At 69.3% G+C, this 17,966-nt stretch carries 21 protein-coding genes; 5 read left to right on the top strand and 16 right to left on the bottom strand.

The features are described 5' to 3' along the window. Nucleotides 1–22: 22 nt before the first annotated feature. The 4 genes from secG to ABD927_RS09055 all read right to left on the bottom strand — a co-directional run bounded on the left by secG (nt 23) and on the right by ABD927_RS09055 (nt 2,789). Nucleotides 23–487, bottom strand: coding sequence for a preprotein translocase subunit SecG (secG, locus tag ABD927_RS09070; protein ID WP_345248524.1), 465 nt, complete (start codon nt 485–487; stop codon nt 23–25). Between the two features lie 3 nt (nt 488–490). Next, entirely contained in the window at nt 491–1,270 is a 780-nt protein-coding gene (gene tpiA, locus ABD927_RS09065) for a triose-phosphate isomerase (protein ID WP_345248522.1), read from the bottom strand. 183 nt (nt 1,271–1,453) lie between these two features. Beyond that, complete coding sequence (locus ABD927_RS09060; protein WP_345248520.1) at nt 1,454–2,431, bottom strand: NAD(P)H-quinone oxidoreductase; 978 nt, start codon at nt 2,429–2,431, stop codon at nt 1,454–1,456. A gap of 70 nt (nt 2,432–2,501) precedes the next feature. After that, complete coding sequence (locus tag ABD927_RS09055; protein WP_345248518.1) at nt 2,502–2,789, bottom strand: hypothetical protein; 288 nt, start codon at nt 2,787–2,789, stop codon at nt 2,502–2,504. A 137-nt stretch (nt 2,790–2,926) separates the two neighbouring features. Between ABD927_RS09055 and ABD927_RS09050 the strand changes: the two genes are divergently transcribed. After that, nucleotides 2,927–3,832, top strand: a complete 906-nt coding sequence (locus ABD927_RS09050) for a manganese catalase family protein (RefSeq protein WP_345248516.1) — start codon at nt 2,927–2,929, stop codon at nt 3,830–3,832. A 23-nt stretch (nt 3,833–3,855) separates the two neighbouring features. Here ABD927_RS09050 and ABD927_RS09045 read toward each other — a convergent pair whose 3' ends face one another. From ABD927_RS09045 to ABD927_RS09015, 7 genes are all read right to left on the bottom strand, one after another. Then, nucleotides 3,856–4,350, bottom strand: coding sequence for a CinA family protein (locus tag ABD927_RS09045; RefSeq protein WP_345248514.1), 495 nt, complete (start codon nt 4,348–4,350; stop codon nt 3,856–3,858). A 104-nt stretch (nt 4,351–4,454) separates the two neighbouring features. Beyond that, a complete protein-coding gene (locus ABD927_RS09040) occupies nt 4,455–4,775 on the bottom strand; it encodes a hypothetical protein (RefSeq protein ID WP_345248512.1) in 321 nt (106 codons plus the stop codon). 143 nt (nt 4,776–4,918) lie between these two features. Continuing rightward, entirely contained in the window at nt 4,919–5,737 is an 819-nt protein-coding gene (locus ABD927_RS09035) for an amidohydrolase family protein (protein ID WP_345248510.1), read from the bottom strand. Further along, entirely contained in the window at nt 5,734–6,603 is an 870-nt protein-coding gene (locus ABD927_RS09030; RefSeq protein ID WP_345248509.1) for an NAD(P)-dependent oxidoreductase, read from the bottom strand. Before ABD927_RS09030 ends, ABD927_RS09035 begins: the two co-directional genes overlap by 4 nt. Before the next feature lie 13 nt (nt 6,604–6,616). Then, a complete protein-coding gene (locus tag ABD927_RS09025; RefSeq protein WP_345248507.1) occupies nt 6,617–7,480 on the bottom strand; it encodes an amidohydrolase family protein in 864 nt (287 codons plus the stop codon). Between the two features lie 22 nt (nt 7,481–7,502). Then, a complete protein-coding gene (locus tag ABD927_RS09020; protein WP_345248505.1) occupies nt 7,503–8,480 on the bottom strand; it encodes a Bug family tripartite tricarboxylate transporter substrate binding protein in 978 nt (325 codons plus the stop codon). 198 nt (nt 8,481–8,678) lie between these two features. After that, complete coding sequence (locus ABD927_RS09015; protein WP_345248503.1) at nt 8,679–9,191, bottom strand: DUF4142 domain-containing protein; 513 nt, start codon at nt 9,189–9,191, stop codon at nt 8,679–8,681. Nucleotides 9,192–9,397: 206 nt separating this feature from the next. Between ABD927_RS09015 and ABD927_RS09010 the strand changes: the two genes are divergently transcribed. Then, complete coding sequence (locus tag ABD927_RS09010) at nt 9,398–9,559, top strand: hypothetical protein (RefSeq protein WP_345248501.1); 162 nt, start codon at nt 9,398–9,400, stop codon at nt 9,557–9,559. A gap of 1 nt (nt 9,560) precedes the next feature. On the opposite strand, the gene ABD927_RS09005 is transcribed toward ABD927_RS09010, so the two are convergent. Next, a complete protein-coding gene (locus ABD927_RS09005; RefSeq protein ID WP_345248499.1) occupies nt 9,561–10,238 on the bottom strand; it encodes a GntR family transcriptional regulator in 678 nt (225 codons plus the stop codon). 172 nt (nt 10,239–10,410) lie between these two features. Between ABD927_RS09005 and ABD927_RS09000 the strand changes: the two genes are divergently transcribed. Both ABD927_RS09000 and ABD927_RS08995 read left to right on the top strand, forming a co-directional pair. Next, a complete protein-coding gene (locus ABD927_RS09000) occupies nt 10,411–11,193 on the top strand; it encodes a glutaredoxin family protein (protein WP_345248497.1) in 783 nt (260 codons plus the stop codon). Nucleotides 11,194–11,287: 94 nt separating this feature from the next. Beyond that, entirely contained in the window at nt 11,288–12,016 is a 729-nt protein-coding gene (locus ABD927_RS08995; RefSeq protein WP_345248495.1) for a hypothetical protein, read from the top strand. A gap of 34 nt (nt 12,017–12,050) precedes the next feature. On the opposite strand, the gene betC is transcribed toward ABD927_RS08995, so the two are convergent. Genes betC through ABD927_RS08975 form a run of 4 tightly spaced genes read right to left on the bottom strand, consistent with a single transcriptional unit; the run spans nt 12,051 to nt 16,872 of the window. Next, on the bottom strand, nt 12,051–13,607 hold the full coding sequence (betC, locus tag ABD927_RS08990; RefSeq protein WP_345248493.1) for a choline-sulfatase: 1,557 nt from the start codon (nt 13,605–13,607) through the stop codon (nt 12,051–12,053). A 53-nt stretch (nt 13,608–13,660) separates the two neighbouring features. Then, the gene (locus ABD927_RS08985; protein ID WP_345248491.1) at nt 13,661–14,659 is read right to left on the bottom strand and encodes a tripartite tricarboxylate transporter substrate binding protein; all 999 of its coding nucleotides are present in this window, start codon (nt 14,657–14,659) and stop codon (nt 13,661–13,663) included. 45 nt (nt 14,660–14,704) lie between these two features. Then, complete coding sequence (locus ABD927_RS08980; RefSeq protein ID WP_345248489.1) at nt 14,705–16,171, bottom strand: NAD-dependent succinate-semialdehyde dehydrogenase; 1,467 nt, start codon at nt 16,169–16,171, stop codon at nt 14,705–14,707. A gap of 41 nt (nt 16,172–16,212) precedes the next feature. Beyond that, nucleotides 16,213–16,872, bottom strand: coding sequence for a 2-hydroxychromene-2-carboxylate isomerase (locus tag ABD927_RS08975; protein ID WP_345248487.1), 660 nt, complete (start codon nt 16,870–16,872; stop codon nt 16,213–16,215). 152 nt (nt 16,873–17,024) lie between these two features. Here ABD927_RS08975 and ABD927_RS08970 point away from each other — a divergent pair, with 152 nt between their 5' ends. Next, nucleotides 17,025–17,960, top strand: a complete 936-nt coding sequence (locus ABD927_RS08970) for a LysR substrate-binding domain-containing protein (RefSeq protein ID WP_345248485.1) — start codon at nt 17,025–17,027, stop codon at nt 17,958–17,960. Nucleotides 17,961–17,966 lie beyond the last annotated feature (6 nt).

Genomic DNA, 17,966 nt, shown 5'->3' with positions numbered 1-17,966 from the left:
GCCGCGCGCGAAGGACCGGCGGTCAGTTCTTCGGCGTGCCCGGCGCCGGCGCGGCCGAGGGCGCCTGCGGCGCGGCGGCGCCCTGCCCGTCGGGCGCGGCGGGCGCCGGGCTGGCCGGCGCGGCCGGAACGGATTTATCGCCCTCGGCCGCCGGCGCGGCGGGCGCGGGCGCCCCGGGCACGGCCGGCACCGACAGGTCGCCCGACGGCACGTTTTCCATCACGCCGCCGGTACCCGGGTTCGACGCCACCGGCCGGCCCATGTAGGCCAGCGCCGCCGTGGCGACGAAAAACACGACGGCCGCCCACTTGGTGGTCCGCGACAGGAAGTTGGCCGCGCCGGTGGCGCCGAACAGGCTGCCCGCCGAGCCGCTGCCGAAGGCGGAACCCATGTCGGCCCCCTTCCCTTGCTGCAGCAGCACCAGGACGATGATCGTCAGCGCCGCGATGACCTGCACGATGAGCAGGACGGTATGCAAAACAGACATTCTTCAGATACTCCGGGGTAAGGCGCCCGCCTCGGCGATGCGCAGGAATTCTTCGGCCACCAGCGAGGCACCGCCGATCAGGCCGCCGTCGATGTCGGGCATCGCGAACAGGGCCGCCGCGTTGGCCGCCTTGACGCTGCCGCCGTACAGCACGCGCACGCCGGCGCAGCCGATGGCGGCCAGCGCGGCGCGGATGGCGGCGTGCACTTCCTGGGCCTGGCCGGGGGTGGCGGTCAGGCCGGTGCCGATCGCCCATACGGGTTCGTAGGCCAGCACCAGCCGGGATACGGAGCCGGCGCCGAGCGCCAGGACCGGTTCCAGCTGGCCGCGGATCACGCCGAGCGTCTGCCCGGCTTCGCGCTGTTCCAGCGTTTCGCCCACGCACACCACCGGCGTCAGCCCGGCCGCCAGCGCGGCGCGCGCCTTGCCGGCCACGGTGTCGCTGGTTTCGCCGTGCAGCATGCGGCGCTCGGAATGGCCCGCCAGCACGTAGCGGCAACCGAAATCGGCCAGCATCGCGGCGGAGACTTCGCCGGTATAGGCGCCCTGCTCGTGGACGCTAACGTCTTGCGCGCCCCAGGCGACGTCGGAGCCGGTCAGCGCGGATTCGACCTGCGCCAGATAGGGAAAGGGAACGCAGACGCCGACGTCGCAGGAAGCGGCGTCCGAGGTCTGGTGCCAGCCGGTGCGCAGCGCAGCCAGCAGCTGGCCGTTGCCGGCCAGGCTGCCGTGCATCTTCCAGTTGCCGAGCACGAGGCGGCGGATAGGATTGGAGGTGGTCATCGCGGGGATGTGTCGCGAGAAGTCAATCGATACGGATCTGGAATCGCCCGCTGGGGGCAGCCCGTTTACGGGTAGCGTCGAAGCGGACAAAACTTCGATTGTATCGGCTTATTGCCCTGGTCTGCAGGCCGTGTCGCAAAAGGATGCGCTTTGGCGGCCGCCGGCCGCCCGCAGCCGGCCCGGCTACACCGTCAGCACGATCTTCCCGATCTGCTCGCCCGCCTCCATCATGGCGTGCGCCTTGGCCGCCTCGCCCAGCGCAAACGTGGCATGCACCACCGGCTTGAGCCGCCCGGCCTCGAACAGCGGCCATACGTGGCGGCGCAGGTCGCGCGCGATCCGCCCCTTGAACTCGGCCGAGCGCGGCCGCAGCGTGGAGCCGGTCAGGCTGAGCCGGCGCCGCAGGATCTGGCCCAGGTCGATCTCGGCGCGGGAGCCGCCCAGCAGCGCGATCAGCACGATGCGGCCGTCGTCGGCCAGGCATTTGAGGTTGCGCGGGGTATAGTCGCCGCCCACCATGTCGAGGATGACGTCGACGCCGCGGCCTTCGGTCAGGCGCTTGATCTCGGCCACGAAATCCTGCGTCTTGTAGTTGATGCCGGCCTTGGCGCCCAGGCGCTGAACGGCCTGCACCCGGGCGTCGCTGCCCGCGGTGGCGTAGACCTCCATGCCGAGCGCGGCGCCCAGCTGGACGGCGGTGGTGCCGATGCCGCTGGCGCCGCCGTGGACCAGCAGCGAACCGCTGTCGAGCAGGCCGCCGCGGTCGAACACATTGCTCCAGACCGTGAAATAGGTTTCGGGCAGGCTGGCCGCCTCCACCAGCGACAGGCCCTGCGGCACGGGCAGGCATTGCACCGCCGGCGCCGTGCAGTATTCGGCGTAGCCGCCGCCGTTGACCAGCGCGCACACCTGGTCGCCCACCGCGAAGCCGGCCGCCTCGCCGTTGATGCCGGCCACGGTGCCGGCCACTTCCAGGCCGGGCAGGTCGGAGGCGCCCGGCGGCGGCGGATAGCTGCCCTGGCGCTGGAACACGTCGGGACGGTTGACGCCTGCGGCCGCGACCTTGATCAGCAGTTCCCCGGGACCGGGCTCGGGCATGGGGCGCTCGACGGGAACCAGGACTTCGGGGCCGCCGGGGCGGGAAATCTCGATGGCTAGCATGATGGGGGGCGGGATCCGGAAACGATGTCGTGCGGCAATGATATCCCGGCCTGGCCGCCGGGCCGGCGTGCTAGCGCCGGCCCCGGCGGCCGATGCGCAGGCCCGGCGTATGGCCGGCCGGCGCCGACGGGCCGCCCTGCGTGGCCTTGCCCGGCGCGGTCACGCCGGCGCGGCCGCCCAGCCCGCCCTCTTCGGTCGTGCCCTGGGCGGTGCGGTCGGCGTCGGGCTCCGCCGACGGCGGCTGCGCCGCGTCGGAGCGCCCGCCCGCGGGCCGGCCGGCGGGGGCCTTCCCGGCCGGCGCGCGCCCGGACACCGCGAGCACGCCCAGGCACGGGAGAACGAACGGACGAAGGGCCATGGAGAAAACGGACGGACGAAAGATCATGGCAGCGATCCCGGCAAACAGAGTCCCCTCGTCCCGCAAGCCCCATGCCTGCGGGGTAGGCACGGCGCGTGCGATAGGCAGGCCTCCTCAACCCTGTCGTGGAGACTTCCATGTTTGCTCACAACAAACGCCTGCAATACACGGTTCGCGTCGCGGAGCCCAATCCGGGGCTCGCCAACCTCATGCTGGAGCAATTCGGCGGTCCGCAGGGCGAATTGGCTGCCGCCTTGCGCTATTTCACTCAGGCATTGGCGGAAGACGATCCAGGCCGCAAGGACATGCTCATGGATATCGCCACCGAGGAGCTCAGCCACCTGGAGGTGATCGGCACCATCGTCGCGATGCTGAACAAGGGGGCCAAGGGCGAGCTGGCCGAGGCGACCCAGGAGGCCGCCGAGCTTTACCGGGCCATCAACGGCGCCGGCAACGATTCGCACGTGACCCAGGTCTTGTACGGCGGCGGCCCGGCGCTGACCAATTCGGGCGGCCAGTTGTGGACGGCGGGCTACATCGATTCCATCGGCGACCCGTCGGCCGACCTGCGCTCCAATATCGCGGCCGAGGCGCGCGCCAAGATCGTCTATGAACGCCTGATCAACGTCACCGACGATGCCGGCGTGAAGGAAGCGCTGGGCTTCCTGATGACCCGCGAGGTGGCGCACCAGCTGTCGTTCGAGAAGGCGCTGTATTCGATGCAGCCGAATTTCCCGCCGGGCAAGCTGCCGCCGCGGCAGGAGTTCGCCAGGGTCTACTTCAACATGTCGCAGGGCGAAGGCGATATGCGCGGGCCGTGGAACAGCGACGAGCAGTTCCAGTACATCTCCGACCGCGAACAGCAGCTTGCCGTCGACGGCGGCAGCGGGCTGCCGGAAACGGCGCTGACGCCGGAGCAGAGCGTGGCGGTCGAGCAGATGGCGGCGCGTACGGCATCCGACCCGCAGTCCAATCCGATGACGGGCGCCGAACTGGGCAGCGGGCAGCTCGACGCCGACGAGCCGGCCGGCCGGACGTCCTGAGCGCGCGGCGGCGGCGCGCCGGCCTAATCGCCGGCGCCCGCCTGCCGGTACAGTTCGGGCAGCCGCCGCAGCGCGAGTTCGACGCTGGCCTCGCGGATTTCGTTGCGGCTGCCCTCGAATACGTGGGTTTCGGAACGCAGCGCGATGCTGCCGTCGCGCTTGCGGAACGCCCAGGCGAAGCACTGGGTGCCCGCCGGGATCCGGGGGTCGGTGTCGTCGGTCACGCCGGTATTGGCGATGGCCACGTTGGCACGGGTGGCCGCCAGCGCGCCCAGCGCCATTTCCCGCGCCACCGGTTCGCTGGTCAGGTTGTGCCGCTCGATCGTCTCGGCCCGCACGCCCAGGCAGCGCTGCTTGGCGTCGGGCGAATAGACGACGAAGGCGCTGTCGAGCAGCGAGCCGGCGCCGGGCAGTTCGGCCAGCGTCGAGGCGATCAGCCCGGCCGTGCAGGATTCGGCGGTGGTCAGCACGAGGTCGTGCGTTTTCATGAACGATGCGGTCGCGCGGATGGCATCCATGGGCTCACCTGGCAAGGCGGTAGACGCGCCGGCCGGGCGCGGCCGGATCAGCATGGTCTACCTGGCGTTGTAATCGAAGTCTTGTGACGGCCTGCGGCCGCGGCTCAGCCGGCCGGCGCGCGGTGCTCGGACAGCACGATGACGGCGCGCGGCACGTCGCCTTGCAGGTCCGCTTCGCGGCGCGCGTCGGCCAGCGCGGTGAACTGGCCGTCCAGGTAGGGCAGCGTGACGGTGCTGCCGATGGCCCGCAGCGCCTGTTCCGGCGTGTCGAAACCATCGGCGCGCACGTTGTCGGTGTCGAGCCGGAAACCGTAGCTGCCGCCTTCCTGATGCAGCGCGCCGATGTCGATCAGCTTGCCGTCTACGTTTTCCGCATAGATGCGGCCGTGGGCCGCGTAGAGCGTGTATTTCCAGGTAGAAGTCATGGAGGGCTCCGGAATGAAGTCGGCCCGCCGGCGCCGCCGCATCCTGGGTGGCGGCGCGCGCAGAGCGCTTGCCCTGGCGGGCTTGCGGTTCAGCAAGAAGCACGCCCGGCACGTCTTCGCCGCCGCACTCCGGATCGGGGCGCCTACGAGAAGTACAGCGCCAGCGGCGTCTCGCCCCCGATGCGCCGCCGCAGCGCCGGATCGGGCACCCACCTGGCGAAGCTGTCGATCGTGTCCTGGTAGCTCACCTTCGATTCGTAGGCGGCGAAGGGCCAGTCGCTGCCCCACACCAGCCGTTCCGGCCCGCCCACCTTCAGCAGTTCGGCCGCGTAGCGGGCCGCCGCCTCGTCCGACGGCATGCGAAAGCCCGCCGACAGCTTGACCCAGGTGCGGCCGCGCTCCACCGAGCGCAGCACGGCCTGGAAGCCGGGGCAATTGACGCCCAGTTCGGCCGTCGGCCGCCCGAAATGATCGATCACCAGCTTGACGCCGGCCGCCTCCAGCGCCGCGATGGCGGGCGGCAGGCGCGCGCCTTCGTCGTGCAGGTGGACGTGCCAGTCGAGGTCGGCCACGCGCCGCAGCAGCTTGCGGTATTCGGGCGTGGCAAGGTCGGGCGGGGTCTTGACGTTGCGGCGCTGGAAGCGGATGCCGACCACGCCGTCGGCCTTCATTTGTTCCAGCACGTAGCGGTCGATACCGGGGTCGACGATGACGGTGGTGCGCAGCCGCGGATGGGCGCGGCAGGCATCGATGGCGTAGTCGTTGTAGTCGCCGTAGATGCTGGCGGCGGCCATCACCGCGAAGCGCACGCCGTGGTCGTCCAGCGTCTTCAGGTACTGGCCGATGGTGGCGTCGGCCGGCGGCTTGTGCCAGGCCGAGCCGGACATCGGCATGTCGAGCGTGTAGATGTGCGCATGGGCGTCGACCAGCGGCGGCTCGATGGCGGGAACTTGCGTCGTCATCGGGCCGTCCCCGGCACGGCCGCGCCGCAGAAGCGCGCCAGGTCGGCGATCTCGCCCTGGCCGCCGGCGGCCAGGTCTTGCGCCAGGCGCCCGTACAGCCGGGCGATGGCGGTGAAGACTTCCCCCGCGGGGGGGTCTTCGCTGCCCAGGTAGGCGGCGATTTCGCGCATTTCAGGCTCCCATCGATAGGCCTTGGGGAACATCGCCGGCACGAACTTTTCCATGTAGGCCAGCAGTGCCGGCTGGGTATCGGCCAGCATCTGGCGGACTTCGGCGGTGCAGCCGGCACGCGTGGCGGCCAGGATCATGAAGGCGCCGAGCGCGGTGAAGCCCTTGTTGATGCCGGCGAACGACAGTTTCATGCCGGAGGCGGCGCCGACCGGGCCTTCCATCACGCGTACCTTCGGGCCGAACTCGGCCAGCCGCGTCATGGCCGCTGCGCCGGGGCCGCTGGCATAGAGGACGATGCCGGGCTTGCCGGAGGTCGGGCCGCCGAACAGCGCGCCGTCGGCGAACGGACAGCCCGACGGCGCCAGGATGCGGCCGATCTCGCGCGCGGTGCCGGGCGATACCGCGTTGCAGTCGGCATAGACCGGTTTGCGCGCGGCGCGCGCCAGCGCCGGCGCGAAGCGTTCGGCCAGCGCCACGGCCGAACCGGGCGGCACTACCGATAGCAGGTAGTCGGCCTGCGCCACCAGCGCATCGTCGTCGGCCACGGCCTCGAAGCCTTCCTTTTGGACCCGGGCGGCGCTGGCCGCGCTGCGCCCTTGCAGCGAGGTCAACACGCGCGCGCCGCCGGCCCGCAGTTCGCGTCCGATGGCGCTGCCCATTTCGCCGGGCGCGACGATCGCTACCGTGATGCTCATGTTCATGCTCCGTTCAGAAACCGTATAGCCGCGCGGGATTGGCGGCCAGGATGGCGTCACGCGTGGCGGCGTCGGGCACCCAGTCGAGCAGCAGGTCCAGCAGGTGCCCGTCGTTGGGCATGCTGCGCTCTTTCATGTGCAGGTGCGGCCAGTCGGAACCCCATACCAGCCGCTCCGGCGCATGCCGCACCAAGGCGTGGGCGAAGGGCACGATGTCGGCGTAGGGAAACTCCTGGCGCGAGCAGTACATCGGGCCGGACAGCTTGACCCACACGCGGCCGGTGTCGAGCAGGTCCAGCACGGCACGGAAGGCGGGCTGGTCGACGCCGAGTTCGGCCGGCATCGAGCCGAAATGGTCGATGACGATTTGGTTGGGCAGGCGCCGCAGGCGTTCGGCGTGGTCGACGATGTCGGTGCCCTGCGCATAGAACTGCACGTGCCAGCCATGCTCGGCCACGCGGGCGGCCAGGTCGGGCAGGATGCGCGGCAGGTGCGCGCCGCGCGCATCGCTGACGAAGCGCACTCCGCGCACGCCCAGCGCGTCCATGTGCGCGATCTGCTCGTGGCCGAGGTCGTCGGCCGGCACGCAGACGCCGCGGAAGCGGCCGGGAAAGCGTGCCAGCACGTCCAGCAGGTGGGCCGGGTCGCGGCCGTAGGCGCCGCCGCTGACGATCACGCCGTGGGCGATGCCCAGCACGTCATGCATGGCGATGCAGCTTTCCGGCAGCGCGTCGCCCGACAGGTACTGAGTTTCCGGCACGAAGGGATAGCGTTCGGCCGGGCCGAACAGGTGCAGATGCGCGTCGACGGCCCCCGCGGGGCATTTCAGGCGCGGCGCGACCGGATTCGGATCCGGCGGCTTGGCGACGTGGACCATGGCGTTTCCGTTGCGTGTCCCGTTATTGCTGTTCGATGCCCGCGCTCTTGATGACCGCGGCCCATTGGTCGATGTTGCTCTTCATCAGCCGGGCCATTTCCTGCGGCGTGCCGGCGCGGGCCTCCACGCCGAGTTCGAGGAAGCGCTTCCTGACGTCGGGCAGCGCGAGGATTTCGCCGATGTTCCGGTTCAGCAGCGCCACGACCTGCGGCGGCGTGCCGGCGGGCGCGTACAACGAGTTCCAGCCGATGACCTCGTAGTCCTTCAGGCCGAGTTCCTTCATGGTCGGCACCGCAGGCAGCATATCGGATCGCTGCGGGCCGGTCGAGGCAATGGCGCGGATCTGGTGGCTGTCGATGCCGGATTTCAGGCTGGTGTAAGCGTCGAAGCCGATGTCGACGTCGCCGCGCATCAGGCCGATCAGGATCTCGCCCGAGGTCTTGTACGGAATGATGCTGATCTTCATGCCGGTGCGCGAGCCGAACAGGTGGGCCGTCAAGTTCTGCACGCTGCCGGTGCTGGTGGTGCCGACGTTGATGCCGCCCGGCCGCGAGGCCGCCAGCTTGCGCAGGTCGTCCAGCGTGCGCAGCGGGCCGTCGTTCCTGACCAGCAGCAGCAGGTCGAAGAAGGCGATGCTGCCGATCGGGGTGAAGTCTTTTTCCAGGTCGTAGGGCAGCGACTTCAGCAACGACTTGGCGATGGTGTTGCCGGTGACCATGACCATCAGCGTGTAGCCGTCGGGCGCGGACTTGGCCACCGTGTCGGTGGCGGTGATGCCGCCGGCGCCCGGCTTGTTCTCGACCACGACCGATTGGCCGAGGCGTTCGGCCAGTTTCTGGGCCAGCAGGCGGGTAGTGACGTCGGCCAGTCCGCCTGCCCCGGAACCGAGCACGATGCGGATCGGCCGGGTGGGATAGTCGGCCGCGCGGGCGGCGGGGAGCATGCAGGCGAATGCGGACAGCAGCGCGCCGCAGCGGCGCGCGAAGCAGGCAGGATCCATGGCGTTGTCTCGTCCGTTATGTCGTTGTCGGCGGACCTTGGCGCGTCCGCCACGGCGCCGGGGATGACTACCCCCCGGGCGCGCGAAGCATAGCAGAAACGCCCGGCCGCGCCGGGCGGCGGGCCCCGCCCTCGATGGATCCTTGGCTCGCCCCGGTGGCCGCCCGCGATCCCGCCGCGGCCGCCGGGGAACGCCACCTTACTTGGTGGCGTCGCGCAGTTGCCTGCCCTTGGCCAGGTGGGCCTGCAGGCTAGGCAGGGTCTTGGCCGCCCAGGCCTTTACGTCGGCGTCGTCGGCGTTCTTGGACGCCTTCTCGAATTTCTTCACCGCGTCTTCGTGGGCATCGACGCCGATTTCCTTCGCGTATTCCTTGTCGAAGTCAGCGCCGGTCTTTTTCTGCAGGTCGTTCACCTTGCGGCTCACCTTGCGCGACGGCTCGGCCGGCAGCTTGGCGCCCTTGGACGTGGCCAGGGATTGCAGTTCGTTGGCGACCTTGGTGTGGTCGTCAACCATCATCTGGGCGAAATCCTTGATATCGGTACGCGTGCTTTTCTGCAGCGCGATCTGGCTGGCCGAGATCTCGAGCTGGCCGGCGTCGGCCGCCTCCTCCAGGAAGGTGGCGTCGCCGTGCGACAGGCCGGCGGCAAGCGCGGCGCTGCCGGTACCGAAGGCAAGCACCAGGCCCAGGGCCGTCATGCGGAATTTATGCATGGTCGTTCTCCTTGTGTTGAAGACGCGATGCATTCCGCAAAAAGCGTACCCAGCCCGGGCATTTAAGTTTTCTTGCAAGAAAATAGCGGCATTGGTGCCCGCCGGCGCCCTGGGGGGCTTCGAAGACGACGCGAGCCTGCGCTATCATTGATTCAGGTCGCTGTATTTTCTGTCTCTGCCGTACCCGTTCGAGGAGACGAGGATCATTGGTCGCGTTAGCCGCCGTCATCTGGGCCGTCATGCTTTTCGGTACCGTCGTGCTGCTGCTGCAGCCGCGACTGCCGCGTGGGCTCAACCGGCTGGAAGTCGCCACGGCCTTCGTGCTCGTCACCTACTATCTGTCCGGGCTGGCGGCGCGCAGCATGTAATTCAGGGCTGCGCTTCCGGCCCGCCCGCCTCGCGCAGATTCTGCAAGATCACTTCCCCCAGCCGCTTCAGGTGATTGCGCATCAGCAATTCCGCCGAATCGCCATCGCGGTAGGCGATGGCTTCGGTAATGCGGTCATGGTCGAACCAGCTGCGGGCATCCGCATGCCGCAGCCACGGGAAATTGGTGCGCCACAATTTCAGCAACTGGTAGAACTCGTCGTTCAGCAGCTTGCGGATGGCGTAGTTGCCGCTGCCGCGCACGATCTGCAGGTGGAAGCTGGCCTGGTCCAGGTCGCCAGCGCGCGATAGCCGCGTGGTCTCCCGCAAGCCATCGATCTCCGCTTCGCTCATGTTCTTCGCGGCCAGGCGCGCCGCGAAGCCCTCCACCGACTCGCGCATCGCGTAGGTATCGAGCACTTCCTTCGGGCTGTGCCGGATGACGCGGGCGCCGGCATTGGGCTTGCACACCACCAGCCCCCTGCCTTCCAGGCGCCGGATCGCCTCGCGGATCGGGCCGCGGTTGGCGTCCATGCGGCGGGCCAGCTCGGCCTCGTTCAGCTTCATGCCAGGGGCCAGCGTGCCGGCGATGATCTCGGCCAGCATGAGCTCGAACACGCGCTCGACCTCGCGGCCGTGGCGCTGGGCGGTGGAATCGGCGGGGACGGGAATGACGCTCATCGCGATCCGGCTCCTGCGGTGTGCCACCAGGCGGCGGCCATTTTGTCGACAAAACTCATCGTTATCCTGCGTTCCTTCCTGCATATAGTCCAGGATTTCCCTTTTTTCGCTTCAATTTTGTTGACAATCCATAGGCCCGCTTTTAGGCTTGCGCCATCAGGAGGACGACATCATGCAAGTGTATTCGCTCGCCACCGACAAAAGCGGCCGGCCCGAGGTCTCCGTCTATTGGCAGCCGGGCTGCTCCAGCTGTCTGAAAACCAAGGAGTTCGTGGAAGAACAAGGCATCCCGTTCGAATCCATCAATGTGCTGGAAGACCGGGAGGCGATGAAGGAAATCATGGCCGCCGGATTGCGCAGCATCCCCGTGGTCCGCAAGGGCGACCAGTACATCTACGCCCAATCGGTGGACGACGTAGCCGAACTGCTGGGCGCCTCGCGCGACCGCGAACGGCTGGCGCCGCAGCAGTTGCTGGAACGCTGGGAGGCCGTGCTGGAACGGGCGCGCGTCATCGTCGCCAGCTTCGACGACGACCTGCTGGAACGCCGGGCGGTGTCCACGCGGCCGCGCACGGTCAAGGACCTGAGCGCCCACGTGTTCCAGATCGTCGAGGCCTTCATGCTGTCGATCGCGGACGAAAAAACAGATTTCCGCGCGGTGGCCGGCGATTCGCGTGCGGAACTCGCGGGCCGCGAAGAACTGCTGCGCTATGCGGACGCGATGATCGCGCAATACCGCGCATGGCGACGCGGCGACGGCGTGCGGTCGATTTCGGAACGGATGCAGACGTATTACGGCGACCAGCCCTCGCAAGGCGTGCTGGAACGCGGGGTATGGCATTCGGCCCAGCATGCGCGGCAGCTGGATCACGTCGCGGCCGGCGTGGGGGCCGAACTGCAGATTCCGGTGGAGCTGTATCAAGGGCTGCCGATGCCGAAGCGGCTCTGGGCCTGACAGACCTTGCCGGGCCACCCCGCGCCATACGGTAAAGTCCTGCCTGTCGGCAAGCTGGCAACCGGCCAGCGATGCCTTGAACGGACCAGGTACCATGGCGACACGGCGCGCTGCCGCTTGCGCATTCGGATTGGCTTTCAGCTTGATCGCGGGCGGCTGTTCCACGCCCCAGGATCCCGACTGGAAAGGGGCGAACCAGGAGCCGATGTCGGGCGACCAGCTGATCCAGACCGACTTCAACCGCACCGTCACGCTGGCGATGCGCGACAACCTCGCCAGCCTCTACACCCTGCTAGACAAGCTATATCGCCGCAATCCGAACGAATGGCGCAAGGCCGGCCATGCCAGCCGCGAAGCCGCCGTGGCCGACGTACGCGCGCTGATCGAGGCACGCCGTCCACCCAAAGGGCTGGCGGGTTTCCACGATATCCAGATCCTCTCGATGGCGCTCGACCCCGACTACCAGGACGACCGCGTCGCGGCCTTCATCTACGGTCTGGCCGACACGCTGATCACCGCGCACGGCGGGAAAACGCGCTTCTACGTACTGGACGTGCTCGATGGCCAGCATGTCTACAACGCGGCGCGCAACGTCGAAGCCGCCGCATGGCTGCTGGCCTCGCGACGCACGGCCAGTGGCGCGCCGCTGCTGCTCGCCAACGAGATGAGCGCCACGGCCACCAACCTCAGCTTCGAGCGGGAATTCGGCGCCATCATCGGAAGGCTCGACCTAGTGGCCAATCTGCTGGGAGAGAACATGCGGCGCGTAGGGATCAACTACGCGCAAGGGCTGCTGCTTTTCAATTTCCTGCCTGTGCGCTAGAGGCCCGGCCTGCGCGGACAGCAGCGCAGTCCCGTCAGCGCGGATTGTCGGGCGGCTTGGGCGCCACGAACGGATAGCGCGCCCGCCCCTTCACCGTCGTGGCCGAGCCGTTCTCGCCGCTGCGCACGAACTGCCGCGACGGATCCTTGCGCGGCTCGTAGTCCCAGGGCTCGAAGCGGCCCGCCTGCCGGGTCTGCTGGATGAACAGGCGGCGGGCGGCACTGGCTTGCATCTCGCGCGCCAGGCCGGCTTCGTCCCAGTGCGCGGCCACCAGCGCGCGCAATTCGGCTTCGATCGCCGCCGCCTCGCGGCCACCGGCCAGATTCTCCACTTCGACCGGGTCGCGTTCCAGCTGGAACAGTTGCGGCGGGTCGCTTTCGCAATGGATGTATTTCCACGGCCCCTTGCGCACCATCAGGCAGGGGCGGACGGCCCCGTCGGCCGTCATTTCCGCGAATACCGGCCGCGGCGCCGGCGCGGGGCCGCCGGCCAGGCACGGCGCCAGGCTGCGGCCTTCCGTTTCCGACACCGGCCGCAGGCCGCGGCCGGCGGCGCCGCCCAGGTCGATGAAGGTCGGCAGCAAGTCGAGCAGGGAAACCGGGGTTGCCACGCGAAAGGGGCGCTGCCCGGGCGCCGCGGCGATCAGCGGGATGCGGACGGCGCCTTCGAACAGCGTCCATTTGTACCAGAGGCCGCGCTCGCCCAGCATGTCGCCGTGGTCCGAGGTGAACACCACGACGGTGTCGTCTTCCAGGTCCATGTCGCGCAAAGCCTGCAACAGGCGGCCGACCTGGTCGTCCACGTAGCTGATCATGGCGTAGTAGGCATGGCGGGAGCGCAGCACGTCTTCGGGCGATACGCGGTATTCGTCGAAGCGGTAGATGTCGCGCAGGCGCCGGCTGTGCGGATCGTGCCGGTCCGGCGGCAGCGGCGGCACGCGCGGCGCGTCGATCCGCGCCGGGTCGTAGCGGTTCCAGTAGTCCTCGGTGATGACGTAGGGGTTGTGCGGGTGGGTGAACGACACGGTAAAGAAGAACGGCCGTTCCTGCGGCGACCGCCCGTAGTCGTAGATGCGCTGCACGGCGCGCGCCGCCACTTCGTCGTCGTAGTCCAGTTGCAGGCTGCGGCGGCAGGTGCCCGATTCGACCACGCTGCGCAGGTTCAGGCCGGTGGCGGCCACCGGGACCATGTGCCGCCAGTCCGGCGTCCAGCCGAAATCCGAGGGGTAGATATCGGTCGTCAGCCGTTCCTGGTAGCCGTGCAGCTGGTCGGGACCGACGAAATGCATCTTCCCCGCCAGGCTGGTGTGATAGCCCAGCGCGCTCATGTAGTAGGCGATCGTGGGCGCGCTGGACGGAAATTCGCAGGCGTTGTCGTAGACGCCCAGCCTCGATGCCAGCCGGCCGGTCAGCAGCGAGGCCCGGGATGGCGCGCACACGGGAAAATTGCAGTAGCAGTGTTCGAACACCGTGCCGCGCGCGGCCAACGCGTCCAGATTCGGCGTGCGGCAGACGCGGTTGCCGTAGGCGCGCAGCGCGAACGCCGTGAGCTGGTCCGCCATGATGAAAAGAATGTTCGGCCTGTCGGTCATGCTCGCCTCGATGTTTTCGTTGCTGCCCGCGCGCGCGGCGCGAAGGCAGCATTTCAATCCGCGCTGGCGCCCGAAGCGCGCACGACGCCGGACCACAGTTTCACTTCGCTTTCGATGAAGCGCCCGAATTCCGCCTGCGGCATCAGGCGCCGCTGCATGCCGGTGGCGGCCAGTCGCGCCGATGCCTCGGGCGAGTTCATGGTGTCGCGCACGGCGGCCTCCAGGCTGGCCAGCACCGCGGGCGGCGTGCCGCGCGGGGCCAGCAGGCCGAACCAGGCCGAGACGTCGAAAGGCTTCACGCCGGCCTCTTCCATCGTCGGCACATCGGGCAGCGAATCCACCCGTGCGGCGGTGGTGACGGCCAGGGCCGGCAGCTTGCCGGCCTTGACGTACTGCAACACCGACGAAATGCCGTTGAACATCAGGTCTACCTGGCCGCCCAGCAGATCGGTGGTGGCCGGCGCGATGCCCTGATAGGGCACGTGGACGAGGTCCACGCCGGTGGCCGTCTTGAACAGTTCGCCGGCCAGGTGGTTGGCCGAGCCGACGCCGCCCGAGCCATAGGTCAGCGCCATCGAACGCGATCTGGCCAGCTTGACGAGTTCCGCCACGCTGCCGGCGCCCAATCCCGGCCGGGTCACCAGCACCAGCGGGCTGGTGGCCAGCAGCGAGACCGGCGCGAAATCCTTCACCGGATCGAACGACTGCTTCTTGTACAGCGACGGATTGATGCCGAACGGCCCGATATAGCCGATGACCAGGGTGTAGCCGTCGGCGTCGGCGCGTGCCACCTGCGCGGTGCCGATGTTGCCCCCGCCGCCCGCCTTGTTCTCCACCACGAAGGTGCCATGCAGCCTGTCGGCCAGGCCGGCCGCAACCAGCCGCCCCAGGATGTCGGCCGGTCCGCCGGCGGCGAACGGCACGACGATTCTTACCGGGCGATCGGGATAGGCGCCCGCGGCGCCGGCCGCGCCGGCCGCGCCGGACAGGCCGGCGGCCGGCAGGCACAGGCATGCGGCGCGCAGGGCGCGCCCGAATCGATTGATTGTCATCATGGTCTCCTCCTTGTTTTGGCAAGTGTCGGCCGGCGCCTGGCCTCAGGCCGACAGATGGGTGACGAACTTCGGCGACAGGTATGCGTCGAGCCCTTCGGTTCCCCCTTCCGAGCCGTAGCCGCTTTCGCGCACGCCGCCGAAGGGCGCTTCCGCCAGCGACACCGCCAGGTGGTTGATGCCGACCATGCCGGCCGACAGCCCGCGCGCCACCGCCGCGGCAGTGCGCGGCGATTCGGTGAACGCATAGGCCGCCAGGCCGTAGGGCAGCGCATTGGCCCGCGCCAGCGCCTCGTCCGGCGTATCGAATACCGTTACCGGCGCAATGGGGCCGAAGGTTTCCTCGCACATCGCCGCGGCGCGGTCCGGCATGCCGCCGAGCACCGTGGGCTCGAAGAAGTGGCCGGGCCGGTCCAGGCGGCGGCCGCCCGTTTCAACCCGGCCGCCGGCGGCCAGCGCGTCTTCGACATAGCGCTGCATCGCCGCCAGCCGGCGCGGATTGGCCAGCGGCCCCATGGTGGCGGCGGGATCCAGGCCGTCGCCCGGTACCAGCAGGCGCGCCGCGGCGGCCAGTTCGGCGGTGAAGCGCTCCGCCACGCCGCGCTGCACGTAGAAGCGCGACGGCGCGACGCAGACCTGGCCGGCATTGCGGAAGCGGCCGGCCGCGCAGACGCGGGCGGCCTGCTCGATCTGCGCGTCGTCGAACACCAGCACCGGCGCGTGGCCGCCCAGTTCCAGCGTGCAGCGCTTCAGGCCATGGGCCGCTGCCAGCTGGGCCAGATGCTTGCCGACCGGGATCGAGCCGGTAAACGTGATCTTGCGTATCGCCGCGTGCCTGACCAGGTATTCCGACACCTGGGCCGGCACGCCGAACACCACGTTCAACACGCCCGCGGGCAGGCCGGCGTCGACGCAGGCGCGCGCCAGTTCGAGCGCGGTGGCCGGTGTTTCCTCCGACGGCTTGAGAACCACCGTGCAGCCAGCGGCGAGCGCGCCGGCGATCTTGCGCGCCGGCGTCAACGCCGGAAAATTCCACGGCGTGAACGCGGCCACCGGCCCCACCGGCTCGTGCTGCACCACCTGCGCCACCGCGCGCGAGCGGGCCGGGATGACTCGCCCGTACAAACGGCGCGTTTCTTCGGCATACCACTCGAACACTTCGATGGCGGCGGCCAATTCGGCGCGCGCCTCGGCCAGCGGCTTGCCCTGTTCCAGGGTGAGGATGCGGGCGATGGCATCGATGCGCGAAGCCAGCAGGCGCGCCGCCTGCAGCAGCACCTGGCGCCGCTCGCACGCCGGCGTGGCCGCCCAGGCGTCGAACGACCGCGCGGCGGCCGCCACGGCCCGTTCGAGGTCGTCCGGACCGGCATGCGGGAGGCGGCCGAGCGCTCCCTCGGTCGCCGGGTTGAAGACCGGTTCGCCGGCCATGCCGCTGCCCGCGGTCCATCGTCCGTCTATCAGCATGCGAAGGTCGGAGAAAGCGGACGGCACGTCATTGCTGGATAAGGTCATGAGAGCATCCTGTCGGTGATGGGATACGAGGCGCGCATGGCTCAGGCCGCCGGCACGAGCCCGCGCTGCGCCAGGCGCCAGACCAGCAGGTCGAACCGGTCCTGCCCGAAGAAGGCTTCGCCGTCGAAAACGAACAGAGGCACGCCCCAATGGCCGGCCGCCAGCTGGTCGCGCTGATTGGCCTCTACGGCCGACTCGTGGATGGATGGATCGGCCGCGATCGCGCGTTCCATGTCGTCCAGGTCCAGTCCGGCCCGCCGCGCCGCCTGCGCCAGATGGTCGCCGCGGTCCCAGCCATCCACGCTGCCGTCCCACAGCAGGCGGCTGGCCTGCACGATGAACGGCAGCGCCCGGCCGCGGCGATCGGCCTCGATGCCGAGATGGGTCAGCCGGCGGATATAGGGCTGGTCGGCGGCGATCGCCAGCGTGCGCGGATCCTGCACGATCGGGTCGGGCACGGGACGCCTGAACGGCATGCCGAGGTATTCGGCCACGCGCGCCGAATCGGCGAAGAAGTACGGCCGCGCAAGGGGATGCTGGCGGCCGAAATGCTCGGGATAGCGAACCGCCAGCGGGTAGACGATCCTGACGTTCCACCGCACGCCGCGTTCGCGCGCCAAGGCCTCGACGCGCGGCAGCGCCAGGTAGCTGTAGGGACTGCGGAACGACCAATAGAGGTCGACCTGGAGATCGCGGGCCATTGTCTCGTTTCTCTTGTCGTGGTCGGCGCCGATTGCTGCGGCGCAGCCGATGCGGCATCGGCATGGCGGCAAGATTAGATTCGGCCCTGATCACCGTAAAATAGATTTTTTGCCATGTTTGATATTCATTTTCATATCATCGGAAAAAGGCCATGACCACGCCCGACCGTGCCCACTGGCTGCTGCGCAGCCGGCTCAAGATGCGGCAGATCCTGCTGCTGGCGGCGCTGGGCGATCTTGCCAATCTGCGCCGCGCCGCCGCGCAGCTCGGCATGACCCAGCCCGCCGCCACCAAGCTGCTGCACGAGCTGGAGGCCGCGCTGAACGTGCCGCTGTTCGAGCGTTCGCGCCGCGGCATGGCCGCCACGCTCTACGGCGAGGCCATGATCCGCCATGCCCGCGCGCTGCTGTCCGATCTGGATGCCGCGCGCGACGAAATCGACGCGCTGGCCGGCGGCTCGGCCGGCACGGTCGCGGTCGGCACCATGACATCCACCGCCTCCGAACTGGTGCCGCGCGCCGTCGCCTCGCTGCTGGCGCGCAGCCCCGACGTACGGGTGTCGCTGGTGGAAGGGGCGCACGACATGCTGATGGGCGCGCTGCAGCGGGGCGAGCTCGACCTGGTGCTGGGCCGCGTGATGGGCGGCGCGGCAATGGACGAGCTCGAGCTCGAAGTGCTCTACGAAGACAAGTTCCTGGTGGTTTGCGGGCCGCAGCACCCGCTGGCCAAGAAGCGGAAAATCCGCCTGGCCGACCTCACCGGCCAGCGCTGGATCCTGCCGCCGGCCACGGCGCCGCTGCGCCAGCGGCTCGACATCCTGTTCATGGAACAGGCCGGCGACAAGCCGCGCAACGCGGTCGAATCGGTTTCGCTGCTGAGCAATCTATCGCTGCTGCAGAAGAGCCCGGCGCTGGCGGTCATGCCGGCCGACCTGGTCGGGCAGTTTTCCGGCAGCGGCCTGGTGCGCGCGCTGCCGGTGCCGTTGCCCGGCCTGTTCGGCCCGGTCGCGCTGATCACCCGCGGCGGGCGCCGCCGTTCGCCGGCGGTCGATGCGTTCATCGGGGAATTGCGGCGGCTGGCCCGCTAGGCTGCG

Source organism: Pigmentiphaga soli, assembly GCF_039541095.1.
Classification (GTDB): Bacteria; Pseudomonadota; Gammaproteobacteria; order Burkholderiales; family Burkholderiaceae_B; genus Pigmentiphaga; species Pigmentiphaga soli.
This window is presented reverse-complemented; position numbering and strand designations above follow the sequence as displayed.

Coding starts and splice junctions, on each gene's coding strand:
- ABD927_RS08995 (WP_345248495.1), top strand. CDS start 11,288: ATGGCGACACGGCGCGCTGCCGCTTGCGCATTCGGATTGGCTTTCAGC.
- ABD927_RS08970 (WP_345248485.1), top strand. CDS start 17,025: ATGACCACGCCCGACCGTGCCCACTGGCTGCTGCGCAGCCGGCTCAAG.
- ABD927_RS09035 (WP_345248510.1), bottom strand. CDS start 5,737: ATGACGACGCAAGTTCCCGCCATCGAGCCGCCGCTGGTCGACGCCCAT.
- ABD927_RS08980 (WP_345248489.1), bottom strand. CDS start 16,171: ATGACCTTATCCAGCAATGACGTGCCGTCCGCTTTCTCCGACCTTCGC.
- ABD927_RS09000 (WP_345248497.1), top strand. CDS start 10,411: ATGCAAGTGTATTCGCTCGCCACCGACAAAAGCGGCCGGCCCGAGGTC.
- ABD927_RS09030 (WP_345248509.1), bottom strand. CDS start 6,603: ATGAGCATCACGGTAGCGATCGTCGCGCCCGGCGAAATGGGCAGCGCC.
- ABD927_RS09060 (WP_345248520.1), bottom strand. CDS start 2,431: ATGCTAGCCATCGAGATTTCCCGCCCCGGCGGCCCCGAAGTCCTGGTT.
- ABD927_RS09055 (WP_345248518.1), bottom strand. CDS start 2,789: ATGGCCCTTCGTCCGTTCGTTCTCCCGTGCCTGGGCGTGCTCGCGGTG.
- betC (WP_345248493.1), bottom strand. CDS start 13,607: ATGACCGACAGGCCGAACATTCTTTTCATCATGGCGGACCAGCTCACG.
- ABD927_RS09040 (WP_345248512.1), bottom strand. CDS start 4,775: ATGACTTCTACCTGGAAATACACGCTCTACGCGGCCCACGGCCGCATC.
- secG (WP_345248524.1), bottom strand. CDS start 487: ATGTCTGTTTTGCATACCGTCCTGCTCATCGTGCAGGTCATCGCGGCG.
- tpiA (WP_345248522.1), bottom strand. CDS start 1,270: ATGACCACCTCCAATCCTATCCGCCGCCTCGTGCTCGGCAACTGGAAG.
- ABD927_RS09045 (WP_345248514.1), bottom strand. CDS start 4,350: ATGGATGCCATCCGCGCGACCGCATCGTTCATGAAAACGCACGACCTC.
- ABD927_RS08985 (WP_345248491.1), bottom strand. CDS start 14,659: ATGACAATCAATCGATTCGGGCGCGCCCTGCGCGCCGCATGCCTGTGC.
- ABD927_RS08975 (WP_345248487.1), bottom strand. CDS start 16,872: ATGGCCCGCGATCTCCAGGTCGACCTCTATTGGTCGTTCCGCAGTCCC.
- ABD927_RS09025 (WP_345248507.1), bottom strand. CDS start 7,480: ATGGTCCACGTCGCCAAGCCGCCGGATCCGAATCCGGTCGCGCCGCGC.
- ABD927_RS09005 (WP_345248499.1), bottom strand. CDS start 10,238: ATGAGCGTCATTCCCGTCCCCGCCGATTCCACCGCCCAGCGCCACGGC.
- ABD927_RS09015 (WP_345248503.1), bottom strand. CDS start 9,191: ATGCATAAATTCCGCATGACGGCCCTGGGCCTGGTGCTTGCCTTCGGT.
- ABD927_RS09050 (WP_345248516.1), top strand. CDS start 2,927: ATGTTTGCTCACAACAAACGCCTGCAATACACGGTTCGCGTCGCGGAG.
- ABD927_RS09020 (WP_345248505.1), bottom strand. CDS start 8,480: ATGGATCCTGCCTGCTTCGCGCGCCGCTGCGGCGCGCTGCTGTCCGCA.